Origin of the sequence: Actinophytocola sp. (assembly GCF_009379765.1) — a bacterium.
Taxonomy (GTDB): Bacteria; Actinomycetota; Actinomycetes; order Mycobacteriales; family Pseudonocardiaceae; genus Actinophytocola.
On record NZ_WHTD01000103.1, the window covers coordinates 1 to 13471 of the forward strand.

Below are 13471 nucleotides of genomic sequence, written 5' to 3' on the forward strand. Positions count from 1 at the left end.
CTGGACCTGGTGGCGCCGACGCCACCAAGCCCGCGCCCGCTGGTTCCACCACCGCACCCGACTACGCCGTCACCTGCAAACATAGCCCAACCGGCAAGTGCGGCTGCCGTACTAGCCCGACCCTGGTTTCGACGATGCCGCTCTGCCAGTGTGTGAGTTGTTCCAGTGAGTGTCCCTCGTTCTGCCACGCCGCCCGCGCGAACCCGCGTGCCGTCGCCAACGGCACCGCCGCCGGGGAAGCATCCTCGGGAAGATCGACAATCGGCTCGCACATATGGTCGATTCTGCCCGACCCGCGGCACGTTTTCCGTTGTACGGCAAGGGATTCACCCCATCGAGTGGGCGCACGCCCGCGGGGCGTGTCATGTCAACCGTGTAAGTCGCGGGTGAACCAAGATCGACCGCTGTGATCGACATGGCGGTCGGGAAGGACACCCACGTGAGTGAGAACCAGCCCGATCCCGACGCTGAGACCGCCGCGGCTCAGCGAGGCGCTCGATCCGTCGGCGATCGATGCCCTGCTGGCCGACGCGAAGGCTGCCGGCACTCTCCAGGCTGATCCCCGGCCAGCGGCGGCCAACCCGCGATCGTCCCGCGACCAGGCCCGGTCCACGCCTGACTACTCGACCTACTCACCGTCAACCCGACCCGACCTGACCACCACGATCAACGAACCGGACTGGCCCGGCCGTCACCTATGTGCGAAACACGGGGCTGGCTCGCAGTGACTCCCTCGGCAGCCGCCGTTCCAGGACGAGCATGGCGGCGGCGCCGAGGAGCGCGAGGGCGGCCAGCGTCAGCCACGGCAGCGGCCGGCCCGCCGTGAACAGCACCGAGAAGAACCCGGGCGCGATCACCAACGCGATGGCGAACGAGTACTGGAACACCGCGAGGTAGCGGCCGCGCAGGTCGGGCGGGGCGGCCTCGGACGCGAGCGACATCGACACCGGCGCGTGGACCAGCTCGGCGACCGTGAAGCAGAGCGTGCACAGCACCAGGTAGGGCACGAGCACGGCGGCCGGCACCCGCAGGGCGAGTGCCGACGTGACGCCCCACACCGCCCACAGCCCGCCGGCGAGCATCATCACCCTGGTGCGGGCCAACGGCTTGACGATCCGCACCGCCGTGGTCTGGCCCAGTGCCAGCAGGATCGTGTTGCCGGCGAGGAGCGGACCGACCACCCAGCCGGGCGCGTCGAGCCCGTCGACGACATACACCGGCAGCGCGAGGCCGAGGAAGACGCTGCAGAGGGCGAAGATCGCGTTGGTCGCGATGAGGCCGAGGTAAGGACGGTCGGCGAGCAGGACCCGGTAGCCGCCCCGGGTCGGTCCCGCGGGGGGTTTCCGCTCCACGCGGAGGAAGAGCAGCAGCACGCCGGCGAGGACGAACGTGACCCCGTTGGCGAGCAACAAGAGCCGGAAGGTCTGCTCGGTGGCGACCGCGAGCAGCAGGCCGCTGATAAGCCCACCGGCGCCGAGCCCGGCCGTCTGCGCCATTCCGACCAGGGCGAACCACCGTTCGGGGCCCTTGGCCTCGCCGCGTTCGGCGAGGTCGGCCACCAACGCGAACACCGACGACCAGAACATGCGCTGCCCGGCGGAGGCGACCACGGCGGCGAACACGAGCGAGACCGTCCCGGACACGGCGAGGTAGCCGAGGAAGCCGGCCGCCTGCACGAACTGCGCGGCGGTCACGATCGCCCGCGCCCCGAACCGGTCGACGAGCTGGCCCACCAGCACCGGCATCGGCAACGTGACCGCGCCCGCGACGCTCAGCAGCAACCCGACCGTGACCAGGTCGATCTTGGGCACCTTGGCGAAGTACAGGAGCGAGAGCGGTATGAACAACCCGGTACCGAGCGCATCGATCGACAAGGCCGCGAAGAACGGCACCGTGCGGCCCGCCATGTGCCCCCACTTCCAGCCGCCTGCTCCGACCCGAGTCGCCGCACCACCTTACCGGCCGAAAAGACCGGCAACAGGGGCGGAACTCGGGAGGTGTGGCTGGGACGGCAAGGGCCGGTCACATGTTCTCGGCGCCCTTCTTGATCGCCGTGCGGATTCGGGTGTAAGTGCCGCAGCGGCAGATGTTGCGCAGCTCGTCGAGGTCCGCGTCGGTGATCTCGCGGCCCTCCGCCTTGACCTTCCGCACCAGTGCCACCGCCGCCATGATCTGGCCGGGCTGGCAGTAGCCGCACTGCGCCACATCCTCGGCGAGCCAAGCCTCCTGCATCGGGTGCAGGTCGCGGCCGACGGTGTCCGGCAGGCCCTCGATCGTGGTGATCTCGTCGGTCTCCTTGATCTTGGAGACCGGCACCGAGCACGGGTTGAACGCCTTGCCGTTGATGTGCGACGTGCACGACTTGCAGACGTTGAGCCCGCAGCCGTACTTCGGGCCGGTGACGCCGAGGATGTCCCGGAGCACCCACAGCAGCCGCACGTCGTCGGCGACGTCCACGGTGACCTGCGTGCCGTTGAGCTTGAACGTGTGTTGGGGCACCTGAGCCTCCTCAGAAGGCGGTGTCGAGGCCGTTGGTCGGCGATTGCGGGGTGGACGGCTGCAGCGGGTACGGCTCGAAGGACAGCGTGCCGTGGTTGATCGGGAAGCTCGTCGGCATCGTGCCCGTGGCACGGGCGTAGGCACACGCGACCGCGGCGAAGCACGGCGCCACCCCGAGCTCCCCCGCACCGCTCGGGTTGCCCGTGGTCGGCGGCATGACGACCACCTCGACCTCCGGTGGCGTGTTCCACTGCCGGGTGTAGAAGTAGTTGTCCCAGCTGCCTTCCAGCGGGATACCGTCCTTGATGTGCAGGCTCGACGTGAGCGCCAGCGCGATCGCGTCGTTCAGGCCGCCGATCATCTGCGCCTCGAGACCGCGCGGGTTGATGGCGAACCCGGCGTCCACCACGATCGTCGCCTTCGTGACCCGCGGGCCGGTGACCGCGTCCGGGATCTCCCGGTTCACCGTCTCCGGCGAGCAGTCGATCTCGACGAGCGCGGCGACCGCGCCGCGGTACTCCGAGTGCAGACCGAGTCCCTGCGCCTTGCCCTTCGGCAGCTTCTTGCCCCACTCCCCGGCCTGGACGGCCTTCTCCATCACCGCGCGCAACCGGTCGTCGCGGAGGAACGAGCGGCGGAACGCCACCGGGTCCTTGCCGAGCTTCGCGGCCAGCCGGTCGACGACCAGTTCCCGCGCGCACGCCACGTTCGGCGAGTAGATGTTGCGCATGCTGCCGGTGTTGAACCTCAGCGGGATCTCGTTGAGCAGCTGGGTGACGACCCCAAAGTTGTAGGGCACCTCCTGGGACAGCAGGAAGATCGTCTCGGCGAAGCTCAGGTTGCCGCCGACCGGCAGCTCCGCCGCGGTGGACGTGATCATCTCGCCGAGGCCGTGGCTGAAGTCGGTCTGCGTGCTGACGTGCCGCTGCTCGTACGTGAGCACGTTGCCGAGCAGGTGCGTCGCGCGGACCCGGGAGATCGACATCGGGTGGGTGCGGCCCTGCCGGAAGTCGTCGGTGCGCGTCCAGGACAGCTTGACCGGCTTGCCCATCTTCTGCGAGATCTCCGCGGCCTCGGCGGCGACGTTGTGGAACAGGTGCCGGCCGAACGAGCCGCCGCCGGTGACGACGTGCACGACCACCTTGTCCTGCGGCAGCCCGAGTTGGCGGGCGATGTCCTGCTTCGCGTCGATCGGCACCTTCAGCGTCGACCAGATCTCCGCGCGGTCGGCCCGCACGTCGGCGATCGCGTTGTCCGGCTCGAGCGGCGCGTTGCTGGCGAACGCGAAGGTGAACTCGGCGTCGACCGACAGCGCGCCGAGCGGCGGCACCGCGAACGGCAGCTGCGCGGCCTTGAGCTTGGCCTTCACGGTGGCGTCGGACTCGCCGTCCACCGTGCCGGGACCCCACTCGACGTCCAGCGCGCGCAACGCGTCGATGCACTGGCCGAACGTGTCGCCGCGGACCGCGACGCCGTAGGTGATCACCTCGACGTCGGTGATGCCCGGCATGCTCCGCACCGCGTCGGCGTTGCGCACCGACCGCACCGTGCCGTTGACCGTCGGCGGCCGGGCGACCATGCACGGCTTCGCGTCCGGCACCCGCAGGTCCATGCCGAACGTCTTGCGGCCGGTGACGATTTGGACGGCGTCGATGCGGGTCTGCGGCGTGCCGAGGATCCGGAACTCCGCGGCCGGCTTCAGCTCGGCGGAGGCCCGCTCGGTCCGCGGGCTGGCGGCCGCCGTCGCGAGCGAGCCGTAGGTCGCGCGCCGCCCGCTCGCGTGCGTGAGAACGCCGTCCTTCGTGCTGACCTCCCCCGCCGGCAGGTTCCAGCGCGCCGCCGCGGTCCGCACCAGCTGCCCGCGCACGATGGCCGCCGCGGTCCGCACCGGGGTGTAGATGCTGCGCACCGAGTTCGAGCCGCCGGTGAGCTGGTTCATCAGCAGCTCGGGCCGGGCGTCGGCGAGGGTGATGTGGACCTTGTCCAGCGGCAGGTCCAGCTCCTCGGCGATCATCATGGCGACCGCGGTGGTGACGCCCTGGCCGACCTCGGTGCGGTGCAGCGCGAACGACGCGGTGCCGTCCTCGTTGACCTGCACGGCGATCAGGCCGGAGGTGGGCAGGGCGGCCAGGTTCTGGAGGTCGCCGAGGTCGAAGATGTCGGCCGGCTGCGGCAGGGTCGGAACGGCCGCCTCGGCGTCGTCCGACCCGCCGATCAACGAGGCGCCCGCGGCGATCGTGGGCGCGGCGATCAGGTAGCCGAGGAACGCGCGGCGGCGAACGGTCGGTTCCGACGGCAAACGACGGTGTTGTGCCATGGGGGGGTCCTCTCACCCAGACGCGCACGCTGAGTGGCAGTTCGGTGGCGGTACGGAGTAGTCGGGCGAAGTGTGTCACGCGCCATAGCGCCGGGAGAATGAACGCCACGCCTACGTTTGGGCTAATCCGACTGTGCGCGGCGCACAGTCCAGTCCTCCGCGGGTCCCGCTGAAACCATTCTGAAGCCACCCTGCTCCGGGCCGGGCGCACCCCTCCTGGTCGTGGCCGTCCGGGCCCGGGCGCCGCGCACGGTCCCGGAGCGCCGGCCAGTGTTCACGGCGTCGCCGGACATGACCCGGGCCCACCGAGCTGCCGCCCGGGCTCAGTGAGCTGCCGCCGAGGATCAGGGGCTGACCGGGCGCACGGTCACGATCCCGCGGTCGGCATCGACAGTCACCAGGTCACCGGTACGGACGAGGATCAGCGGGTCCTCGTCCAGATCGGTGACGGTCGGGACGCGGGTGACGACCGCGCCCAGCGCCGACTTCGTCGAGAGCGTGGTGAACACCATCGCCAGCGGCGCGGTGCCGAGCAGCCGGGTGGCCTGGAAGAAGCCCGACCAGCCCGAGGACCCCTTGGCGCCCGGGAACACGAGCACCTTCCCGGTGAAGCACACCCCGAACAGCTCGTGCCGGCGCTCGATGATCGTGCCGGCCGCGGGGTCGATGCCGCCCCAGCCGGAGATCGTCTCGTGCGAGACGAGGGCCTCCCCCTCCACCCGGCCGGGCACGATCCCGCGGCCCCTGATCTCCACGACGTTCTTCGCGGTCATCGCAGCTCACCCCGCCAGGTGCCGGTGACGGCCGCGTCGACGCACTCCTCGAGCGTCCCGAACCACGCCTCGATCCCCAGGATCGCCGGCAGGTAGTGGGCCTGCTTCGCCGAGTCGGTCGCGAACACCCGGGTGCCCTCCGGGGCGGACTTCGACATCGCCGGGCACGAGTCGGTGAGCACCCGCCCGCCGGCCCGGTGGATGATCTCGGTGTAGCCGTTGCGGTCGGCGACCGTCCGCAACGCCCGCGGCGTCATGATCCACAGCTCCGCGGTGAGCGTGCGGCCCTCCAGCGCGCGGGCGGCCCTGGCCACCTGGTCGATCGAGGCGTGCGGGCAGCCGAGCAGGACGAAGTCCACATCGGACGACGAACCCTGGCTGTTGAGCAGCTCGTAGGTCTCGCGCCGCTCGCGGGCGCCGTAGACCAGGCGGTGCGGCGGCGGTCCCCCGAACGCCTGCTCCACAGTGGACGCCTCGGGCGTGATGCCGGGCAGGTGGAACAGCTCCACCCCGCCGGAGGACGCCGTCGCCGCGCCGAAGTGCTTGAGGTCGGTCAGGTCCGGCTGGGCGAGCGAACCGGTCACGACCGGGCGGTTCTCCTGCACGAGGTCGCCGACGAAGTAGCCGAACATGCCCCAGTCGAGGAAACCCTCGACCGGCACCTCGGCCTCGATCAGGTGCGTGCCGTGCCGGTTCTCGGCCAGGTGGTTGCCCCAGCACGGGATCTTGCCGGTCAGGCTCGCCGCGCCGGTCGACGCGGTGCCCTCGCAGTTGGTCCTGGCGCCGAGCACCGAGTTCGCGTAGACCACCGCCGAGGACTCCATCCAGGCGCAGTGCTCGCCGCGCACCGGAAGGTTGCCGACCTGGTACGGCGTGCAGGTGGCGAGGATGTTGACGCCGTGCGCGCCGTAGAACGACTCGGCGTCGGCCTGCAGGTCGACCATCGACGCCGGGTAGGGCGCGACGCCGAGCGCGTCGTCGCTGAAGCCGTGCTGCAGCTGGCAGGTCGGCACCCGCATGTGCGGGATCTCGAACTCGGCGTCGCTGTCGAGGTTGATCACCGAGAACGCCTTGGGCCAGCCGCCCTCGCGCACGAGCCGTTCCTTCACCGGCGACGGCTGGGTCATGGTCCCGGCCACGTTGCGGGTGTCGCAGAGGTGCTCCGCGCCGAGCGCCTCGCCGTAGCGCACCAGCAGGTTCATCGCCGCGGCGACGGCCGGTCCCTCGGCACCGTCGCGCATCGCCTTCTCGTCGTCGGCCAGTCTCACCGTGCGCTCACCCCTCCACGAAGCACTAGTGTCCCCCGCCGGGAGTCTGTTGCTTGAGTCGGCGAGTCAAGGTTTCTGCTGGCAAGGCGCCGGGACATGGCCTAGCTGTCGACGTTCTCGCGGACGCGGGCCCGCAGCTCGGCCAGGTCGATGTCCCGCACGCTGCCCTCCCCGGCGAGGTCCAGCGCGTGCGCCGCGCCGAACCCCATCGCCGCGCACGGGCCCATCACCCGCACGCTCGACAGCGCCGCCGCGTCGCCGTCGACGCAGCGGCCGGCCGCGACCAGGTTGTGCGCGCCCATCGGGATGAGACTGCGCAGCGGGACGTAGTGCACGTGGTCCGGGCCGTGGGTCTCCCACACATACCCCTCGACCCGGTCGTGCAGCTCGATCGGCCACGCCGTGCGGGCGACCGCGTCGTCGAACCGGAACCCCGAGCGGACCTCGGCCACGGACAGCTGGTGCTCCGCGGCGATCCAGCGGGTCTGCCGGCGGCCGGGAAGGCCGTAGCTGCGGACCTTCGCGTCGCCGAACGCCTTCGGGAACTCCTTGCGCAGGAACTCCACCACCCGGTCGGCCTGCGCGCGACCCTCGAGCTGCGCCCGCGCCGCCCGGACCGCCTCCAGCGGCGCCTCCACGTGGGTCATGTTCATCACCGCGGTGTTGCGGCCGGGGAAGAAGAACGCGAGCCCGTCGCGGCGCACCAGCCCGTACTCGGCCGCCTTGGCGCCGACCCGGCTGGTGAGCTCCGCGGGCTCCGGCTTGAACTCCTCGCGCAGGTTCTCCAGCCGGACCTGCTGCGAGCCCCAGATCGTGCGTTCGGGGACCCGGCAGGCGAGACCCGCCTCCCAGGTCAGCGCGGCGTCGCCGCTGGCGTCGACGAACCCCGCCGCCCTGACCCGGACCAGCCCGTGCCGGGTGGCGAAGGTCGTGCTGTGCACCCGGCCGCCGCTCGCGTCGACACCGAGCACCGAGGCGCCGAGGACGACCTGGATCCCCAGCGAGTGCACGAGGTTCTCGATCCAGCGGCCCAGCACCACCTCGTCGTAGGCGACGGTGATCGTGTGGTGGACGTTGTAGTGGACGTCGTCGGTCTTCTCCAGGTCGGTGAACATCGGGTCGAAGATCCCGTGGGTGAGCCTGCGGTACTCCGGCCCGTTGCCGAACACCCCGCAGAACAGGCCGATCAGCGAGTTCACGCACTGTCCACCCAGGACCGGCAGGGCGTCCGCCAGCACGACGGACCGGCCGAGCCTGCGAGCCTCCACCGCCGCGGAGAGCCCGGCGATGCCCGCGCCCACCACGCACACGTCGGCGTCGAGCTCCTCGATCGGGCGGCCGCCCGGCTTGCGGACGGTGTTCACCTTCAGCTCGGTGAGCTCGTGCGGCATCAGTTTCCCCCGGCGATGTGCGCGTAGACGGACAGCCACCCGGATCGTCCGGAGTGGACGGTGCGGGCGGGTGTGCGGCGGCTCAGCTCGGCGGCGCCGACCAGGAGGTCCACCCGGCGGGTGGTGAGGTCGATCGCGATCCGGTCGCCGTCCGCGACCAGTCCGAGCGGGCCGGGCAGCGCCGCCTCCGGGCGCACCTCGCCGACCACGATCCCCTTGTTCACCAACCCGGACAGCTGCCCGTCGGTCACCACGGCGACCCGCTCGGAGAGCCCGGCGCCGGCGAGCGCGAACACGGTCTGGGACGCCATGCCCATGCCGGGCGTGCCGACCGGGCCGAGCCCGCGCAGGACGAGCACGTCACCCGGCGCCACCTCGCCGTTCTCGATGCCCGCGATCGAGGACAGGGCATCCTCGTACACCCGCGCGGTGCCCTCGAACGTCGGCGGCCGCCGCTCGGTGACCGAGAGCTTCACGATCGCCGAGTCCGGCGCGAGCGAGCCGCGGACCACCACGACCGTCGGGTGGTCGCCGCGTGGGTCGGCGAGCGGCCGGATGACCCGCTCGTCGGCGACCACCGCGCCGGCGAGCCGGTCGGCCATCGACGAGCCGGTGACCGTGACCGCCGAATCGTCCACAACGGACCCGAGCTGTCTCAGCACGGCGAGCGCGCCGCCTGCGTCCTCGAACTCCTCGATGCTGTCCGAGCCGTTGGGCCGCACCGCGGTCAGCGGGCGGACCTTGTCCGCCAGGGACTCGAACAGCCGGTACACGTCGAGGTCGAGCCCGGCCTCGCGGGCCACCGCCTGCAGGTGCTTGACCGTGTTGATCGAGCCGCTCACCGCGAGCACCGCCGCTACCGCGTTCCCGAACGCGGCCGAGGTGAGGACCGACCGCGGCCGCCTGCCCGCCAGCACGGCGTCCACAATGGCCGCCCCGCTCGCCCGGACCGCCGCCCACATGGGCGCGCTGTTGGCCCGCACCGGGGTGGTGCCCGGCAGTGTCATGCCCAGCGCCTCGGCGACGATGTGCATCGAGTTCGCGGTACCCATCCCGGTGCACACGCCCGGCCCGGTGATCGCGCGGGCGCTCAGGTCGCACAGGCCCTCGACGGTGATGCCGCCGGACGCGACCTGGCCCGCCCGCAGGAACACCTCCTCGATGTCGACCGGCTCCCCGTTGTCGAGCCGCCCGCAGCTCTGGTACCCGCAGGCCACGACCAGGGTCGGCACGTCGAGCCGGGCCGCGGCCATCAGCTGGCCGGGGGTCGTCTTGTCGCACGAGGCCAGGCACACCATGCCGTCGAGCTGGGCGCCCTCGACGGCCGCCTCGATGTCGGCGGCCACGAGGTCCCGGCTGGACAGCACGTAGCCGCCGCGCCCGCCCGCGCTCATGATGAAGTCGGTCGGCGCACGGTGCGGATCTCGAACCCGACCCCGCCCGCGGCCGCGACGGACTCCTTCACCGCGGCGGCGATCGGGTCGAGGTGGCTGAAGCACGGCGCGAGCCCGGACGAGGAGTTCACCACCGCGATCTTGGGCTTGGTCAGGTCCTCCTCGGTCAGCCCGAGGGCGAGCCACTGCGCGCGGCGCGTCGCCCAGCGGGGGCTGCCGACCGGGAGGTTGCTGCGCAGCGACGCCGGATCGGTCACCGGTTCACGTCCTGCTGGCTGTACACCGACTCGTGCCACGGGATGACGAACCGCTTCATGCCGTGGACGACGAAGTACAGCGCGAGGCCGAGCGCGGACAGCAGGATGATCACCGCGAACAGCGCTGGCGCGTCGAGCTCGTTGAGCGTGCGCACCACGAGGTAGCCCAGGCCCTCGCTGCCGCCGAGGTACTCGCCGACGATCGTGCCGATGATCGCGAAGACGATGCCGACCTCCATGCCGGCGAACACGTACGGCATGGTGCTCTTGAGGTCCAGGTGCCGGAACGTGTGCCAGCGGCTCGCGTTGAGGCTGCGCATGACGTCCCGCTGGCCGGACTCGACCGAGCGCACCCCGAGCTGCACGTTGAGCATGATCGGGAAGAACGCCAGCATCGCCGACATGATCACCTTGGACGTCATGCCGAAGCCGAACCAGATCACGAACAGCGGGATCAGCGCCACCTTCGGCACCACCTGCGAGGCGACGATCAGCGGGCGCAGGCTGCGTTCCAGCCACGGCACCTTGCCCAGCAGCACACCGACGGCGACCCCGGACGCGAGCGCGATCAGGAACCCGCCGATCGTCTCGGTGGCGGTGACCTGGGCGTGCTCCCAGGTCTGCTGGTCCTGGACGAGCTCGGTGAGGCTGCCGAGCACGGTCATCGGCCGCGGCAGCACCAGCTCGGAGATGTCGTAGACGCGGACGAACAGGTCCCAGGCGAGGAAGAAGACCACGAGGATGAGCGGCGTGGCCAACCACGGCAGCAGCTTGCGAGACACGTCATTCCTCCTCGTGCAGCGCGTGGCGCAACTCGCGGACGAGCACCCCGAACTCCGGCTCGGTCTGCACATCGATGTCGCGCGGTCGTTCGATGCCGACCGGCAGGATCTGCTGGATCCGGCCCGGCCGCGGCGTCAGGTGCACGACCCGGTCGCCGAGGAACACGGCCTCGGTGATGTCGTGGGTGACGAACACGACGGTGGCGCCGGTGGCCAGCGCGATCCGCTGCACCTCGAGGTTCATCCGCTCGCGGGTCAGCGCGTCCAGCGCGCCGAACGGCTCGTCCATCAGCAGCAGCTTGGGCCCGATGCTCAGCGCGCGGGCGATCGCGACCCGCTGGCGCATTCCGCCGGACAGCTCGCGCGGGTAGGCCTTCTCGAACCCCTTGAGCCCCACCAGGTCCGCGAGCTCGGCCACCCGTTCCTGGCGCGCGGCCCGGCCGTCCCCGCGCAGCTTCAGCGGGAGCGCGATGTTGTCCGCGACCGAGTACCAGGGAAACAGGTTGGCCTCCTGGAACACCACGCCGAGCTCGGACATCACCGATGAGTCCACTGTGGACCCGTGCCAGAGCGACCGGCCCTCGACGAGGATCTCCCCGGACGAGGGGCTGACCAGGCCGGCCAGCATGCGCAGCAGCGTGGTCTTGCCGCAGCCGGAACGGCCGATCACCGACACGAACTCACCGTCGCCGATCGTCAGGTCCACATCGGACAGGGCCTGGGTGTGCGCCCGCTTGGTGCGGAACTCCTTGCCGACGCCCTTCAGCTCCAGCTTGGTGGTGACCGGTGGCGCGCCGGTCGCCGACTCACGCTCGCTCACGGACGTCACTGGGCCCCCGCCTCGCCCTTGGGCAGCATGCTGTTGTCGAACCAGGCCTTCGCGTCACCACCCGGCGTGGCGACCTCCGCGGCGGTGAGCTCGTCGTAGCCCGCGACCCAGGCTGCCTCGTCGGTGACGAGCAGCGGCTCGGCCGGGTCACCGCCGGTCCACAGGCCGCGCATCTCCGTCAGGCTCGCGCGGGCGATCTTGTCGTCGTCCAGGGAGGCGAAGGAGTACTCGCCACGCAGCGACTCGAGGGTCTTGTCGAAGGACTCGTCCTCGACCATCGCGGCGAGCGCGTCCCGGATGCCGGCCATGAACGACTGGAGGATCTTCTTGTTCTTGGTCAGACCGTCCTTCGTGGCCACGTAGACCTGCGAGTCGGACTTCACGACGGTCCCCGGGTCGAACACACCGGCGTCGGCGTGCTGGGACAGCACCACGTTCGCGGTGTCGATGCTGACCACGTAGCCGGCGAGGCGGCCCTGCTGGACGAGGTTGAACGTGCCCGGGGTGAGCCCGACGACCTGCCGCGTGACCTGCGCGGGGTCCAGCCCGGAGTTGGCCAGCACGAGCGAGACGACCTTGTCGCTGGTGCCGCCCTCGGACGGGACGCCCATGGTCTTGCCGATCAGCGACTCCGGGTTCGCCAGGTCGACGTTGTCCTTGCTGTAGACGAACCGGACCGACGAGCCCCTCGTGAGGGTGCCGATGTTGACCAGCGGCTGCTTGGTCTTGGCGACCGCGGTCATCACGTCGATCTGCCCGATCCGGGTGATCGGCCCGCTGCCCGCGAGCAGCGTCTGCATGGCCTGCGGCGAGCCCTTCACCGGCTGCATCGTGACGTTCAGCCCGTGGTCGGCGAAGTGGCCGCCGGCGACCGCGAGCAGCTCGGGTGCGAGGGAGAGGGTCTCCAGCGGGAGGTAGCTCAGGAACGTGACCCGCTCGCCGGCACCGGCATCGGCGGCGTCCGAGCCGCACGCGGTCAGCAGGGTGGGGCCGGCCGCGGCGGCGGCCATCGTGGCGGCCGAACGTGCCAGGAACGACCTTCGGCTGAGGGACGACGAGAGATGCGTGGCGAAGGGCACGGTCGGTCTCCTGTCAGGTCTTGCCCGGCCACCGCCCTGTGACCGGCTGCGTCGAGACTCTTGTGCGGCGGTACCCGCCGGACTACCTACCTTTCCGCATACCGGAAGACAAGCTGCCGCATCCGGGCACCCAGCGCGCGGGAGATCCCGCGGGCGGTGGCCTGGACGAGGTGCCCGACGCTCGGCCCGTGCGGCTCCGCGTGCGGCACGATCAGCGACAGCGCCGCGACCACCGTGTCGTCGGGGCCGTAGATCGGCGCGGCCACCGAGACGTAGTCCGGGTTGATCTGCCGCTCGCTGACCGCGTAGCCGCTGCGCCGGACGTCGGCGAGCGCCTGGCGCAGCGCGCGGGCGTCGGAGTTGGTCCACTCGGTGAAGGACTCGAGCGGCCCACCCATGACCTCCTCCTGCAGCTCGGCCGGCGCGTGCGCGAGCAGCACGAGCCCGACCGCGGTGGCGTGCATGGCGTACCGGCCACCCACCCTGGGGCGCTCGTCGCGGGCGGTCTCCGGGCTCACGAACCGCTCGACGAACACGACCTCGTCCTTCTCGCGCACCGCGAGGTGCACCCCGCGGTGCGTCGTCTCGTAGAGGTCCTGCATGAACGGCAGCGCGATCCGCTGCAGCCCCACCGACCGCGGCGCGCGGGCGGCGACCTCCCAGAGCCGCAGCCCGATCCGGTAGCAACCGGCGCCGTCCCGCTCCAGCGCACCCCACCCGTGCAGCTCGCTCACGATCCGGTGGGTCGTGGTGAGCGGGACGCCGGAGCGGCGGCTGATCTCGGACAGGCGCAGCCCCGTCGCGGCGTCCTCGAAGGTGTCGAGGATCCGCAGCGCTCGCTGGAGCACCGACCGGCGTTCGGCTCCCATCGACACCTCCGGT

At 71.2% G+C, this 13471-nt stretch carries 12 protein-coding genes; all 12 read right to left on the minus strand.

Going from position 1 to position 13471, the window contains the following annotated elements; all coding sequences use genetic code 11:
* Positions 1–695 precede the first annotated feature (695 nt).
* Positions 696–1907 (minus strand): MFS transporter, encoded by a 1212-nt coding sequence (locus GEV28_RS27235; RefSeq protein WP_291415097.1) that lies wholly within the window; start codon positions 1905–1907, stop codon positions 696–698.
* A gap of 115 nt (positions 1908–2022) precedes the next feature.
* Positions 2023–2499, minus strand: coding sequence for a (2Fe-2S)-binding protein (locus GEV28_RS27240; protein WP_291415099.1), 477 nt, complete (start codon positions 2497–2499; stop codon positions 2023–2025).
* Between the two features lie 10 nt (positions 2500–2509).
* Entirely contained in the window at positions 2510–4816 is a 2307-nt protein-coding gene (locus tag GEV28_RS27245; RefSeq protein WP_291415101.1) for a molybdopterin cofactor-binding domain-containing protein, read from the minus strand.
* 344 nt (positions 4817–5160) lie between these two features.
* Complete coding sequence (locus tag GEV28_RS27250) at positions 5161–5589, minus strand: DUF126 domain-containing protein (RefSeq protein WP_291415102.1); 429 nt, start codon at positions 5587–5589, stop codon at positions 5161–5163.
* Positions 5586–6857 carry an aconitase X catalytic domain-containing protein gene (locus GEV28_RS27255; protein ID WP_291415104.1) on the minus strand — a complete coding sequence of 424 codons (1272 nt, stop codon included), beginning with the start codon at positions 6855–6857 and terminating at the stop codon, positions 5586–5588. The genes GEV28_RS27250 and GEV28_RS27255 overlap by 4 nt, the downstream gene beginning before the upstream one ends.
* Positions 6858–6958: 101 nt before the next feature.
* A complete protein-coding gene (locus GEV28_RS27260) occupies positions 6959–8248 on the minus strand; it encodes an FAD-dependent oxidoreductase (RefSeq protein ID WP_291415106.1) in 1290 nt (429 codons plus the stop codon).
* The gene (locus GEV28_RS27265; protein ID WP_291415107.1) at positions 8248–9642 is read right to left on the minus strand and encodes a dihydroxy-acid dehydratase; all 1395 of its coding nucleotides are present in this window, start codon (positions 9640–9642) and stop codon (positions 8248–8250) included. The genes GEV28_RS27260 and GEV28_RS27265 overlap by 1 nt, the downstream gene beginning before the upstream one ends.
* Positions 9639–9899, minus strand: coding sequence for a dihydroxy-acid dehydratase (locus GEV28_RS27270; protein ID WP_291415108.1), 261 nt, complete (start codon positions 9897–9899; stop codon positions 9639–9641). Before GEV28_RS27270 ends, GEV28_RS27265 begins: the two co-directional genes overlap by 4 nt.
* Positions 9896–10681, minus strand: coding sequence for an ABC transporter permease (locus GEV28_RS27275; RefSeq protein ID WP_291415110.1), 786 nt, complete (start codon positions 10679–10681; stop codon positions 9896–9898). Before GEV28_RS27275 ends, GEV28_RS27270 begins: the two co-directional genes overlap by 4 nt.
* 1 nt (position 10682) lies before the next feature.
* The gene (locus tag GEV28_RS27280; RefSeq protein WP_291415112.1) at positions 10683–11501 is read right to left on the minus strand and encodes an ABC transporter ATP-binding protein; all 819 of its coding nucleotides are present in this window, start codon (positions 11499–11501) and stop codon (positions 10683–10685) included.
* A gap of 5 nt (positions 11502–11506) precedes the next feature.
* Positions 11507–12589 carry an ABC transporter substrate-binding protein gene (locus GEV28_RS27285; RefSeq protein ID WP_291415114.1) on the minus strand — a complete coding sequence of 361 codons (1083 nt, stop codon included), beginning with the start codon at positions 12587–12589 and terminating at the stop codon, positions 11507–11509.
* Between the two features lie 86 nt (positions 12590–12675).
* A complete protein-coding gene (locus GEV28_RS27290) occupies positions 12676–13458 on the minus strand; it encodes an IclR family transcriptional regulator (RefSeq protein WP_291415116.1) in 783 nt (260 codons plus the stop codon).
* Positions 13459–13471: the final 13 nt, after the last annotated feature.

What these genes read in the sequence shown, in the direction of transcription:
- GEV28_RS27245 (WP_291415101.1), bottom strand. Translation starts at nt 4,816, where the DNA reads ATGGCACAACACCGTCGTTTGCCGTCGGAACCGACCGTTCGCCGCCGC.
- GEV28_RS27260 (WP_291415106.1), bottom strand. Translation starts at nt 8,248, where the DNA reads ATGCCGCACGAGCTCACCGAGCTGAAGGTGAACACCGTCCGCAAGCCG.
- GEV28_RS27235 (WP_291415097.1), bottom strand. Translation starts at nt 1,907, where the DNA reads ATGGCGGGCCGCACGGTGCCGTTCTTCGCGGCCTTGTCGATCGATGCG.
- GEV28_RS27250 (WP_291415102.1), bottom strand. Translation starts at nt 5,589, where the DNA reads ATGACCGCGAAGAACGTCGTGGAGATCAGGGGCCGCGGGATCGTGCCC.
- GEV28_RS27265 (WP_291415107.1), bottom strand. Translation starts at nt 9,642, where the DNA reads ATGAGCGCGGGCGGGCGCGGCGGCTACGTGCTGTCCAGCCGGGACCTC.
- GEV28_RS27290 (WP_291415116.1), bottom strand. Translation starts at nt 13,458, where the DNA reads ATGGGAGCCGAACGCCGGTCGGTGCTCCAGCGAGCGCTGCGGATCCTC.